Source organism: Limnohabitans sp. 2KL-51 (genome assembly GCF_003063645.1).
Taxonomy (GTDB): Bacteria; Pseudomonadota; Gammaproteobacteria; order Burkholderiales; family Burkholderiaceae_C; genus Limnohabitans_A.
On record NZ_NESJ01000056.1, the window covers coordinates 1 to 1,328 of the forward strand.

At 53.9% G+C, this 1,328-nt stretch carries 1 protein-coding gene; it reads right to left on the reverse strand.

From position 1 onward, the window contains the following. Positions 1-13: 13 nt before the first annotated feature. Complete coding sequence (locus B9Z49_RS21355; protein ID WP_108355444.1) at positions 14-1,183, reverse strand: IS4 family transposase; 1,170 nt, start codon at positions 1,181-1,183, stop codon at positions 14-16. Positions 1,184-1,328 lie beyond the last annotated feature (145 nt).

Here is a 1,328-nt window from a genome sequence, read left to right on the forward strand (position 1 = left end):
CAGTAGTGTCCGGTTAAAAAGTGAATAAATTCAACTGGTTAGCGTCGGACGGGTTGTCGATTGTGTTGCCATCGAGCTGCAAGGCGCTTGAAACCTCGGTTTTCTCGAATACCGAGACCGACAAGATCTGTAGCAAAGTGTAGAGCGAGGCGTTCAATTGAAGTTCTTTCTTAACAATGGCAATAAGCACGTAGGTGGATACGGCGCACCAGATTTGCGTCTTCACCGCGTTCTCGCTGTTGCCCAGAAACTTCTTGATGCGCAGGTGCTGCTTGATCCATTTGAAGAACAACTCGACCTGCCAGCGGCGCTTGTACAAAGCGGCAATGGTCAAGGGCGGCAAGGCCGTGTTGTTGGTCAAGAAGACCAAGATCTTTTGGGTTTGGGGGTCTTTGAATCGAATACGCCTCAAGTGCTCGGGGTAGTCTTGGGCTGCATAGTGTCCGTTCAACGCAATGGCCTGATCGCAAATGATGCCGCTGCTCCTGTCCACTTTGGCCGAGTACACGCGCCTGGCGTTCATATTGCTTTTGGCTCGAGTCACAAAGAAGGCGCCGGCCTGATGCATTTGAAACAGGCGAGCAAAGTCCAAATAGCCTCGGTCCATGACGTAGAACGCGCCGGGCTCCAGAACCAAGATGTCCAGCACATTGACCTCGTGCATCTTGCCATCGCTGATATGGATGAATGCTGGGATACAGCCTCGCAGGTCCAGCAGCGTATGGAGCTTGACTGCAGCCTTGGCTTTGCGAAACGGGGCCCAGTCGAACAGGCTCAGGCACAGATCGATGGTGGTGGCGTCCAGCGCGTAGACCGTGTTCTTGAGTTCGAGCCCCAAGTCCTCGTCCAAATAAAGTTTGCGAGCGCGCCGGATCAAAACTGCGGCCAAGTCGGACCAAATGCGCCAGTCGCGCGACTCGTTGGCATCGGCCAGAGTGGAGCGGTGAACGCTGTGGCGAAAGCCCATGGCGTACAGCTTGCTGGAGTTGGCGCCCAGCGTCACTTCGATGTCGCGAAGGCTCTCGCGCCAGGTCAGTTGGGCAAAGGCCATAACGCGAAACTGCTCGGAGCAAGTCAAGCGGCGAACGCCCGCGTCGCCGCTGTAGCGCTGAACGATTCGAGAAAAGCTTGTCCATGGAACGAATTCCATGATCTGAGCAAACAAGGTCTTGCCGACATTCATAGGAAATCTCCAAGGGGCTTGAGCCTTGGAAATTACACAGGAATGGGAAAACGAGTTTCAAATCGGCACCAAATAAAATTGACCGCTAGGCCACGCCAGTATTGGCTTTCTCTACAAATTAACCCGGTTTAACCGGACACTACTG

Excerpts from the sequence above, each read along its gene's own strand:
- B9Z49_RS21355 (WP_108355444.1), bottom strand. The coding sequence starts at position 1,183 with ATGAATGTCGGCAAGACCTTGTTTGCTCAGATCATGGAATTCGTTCCA.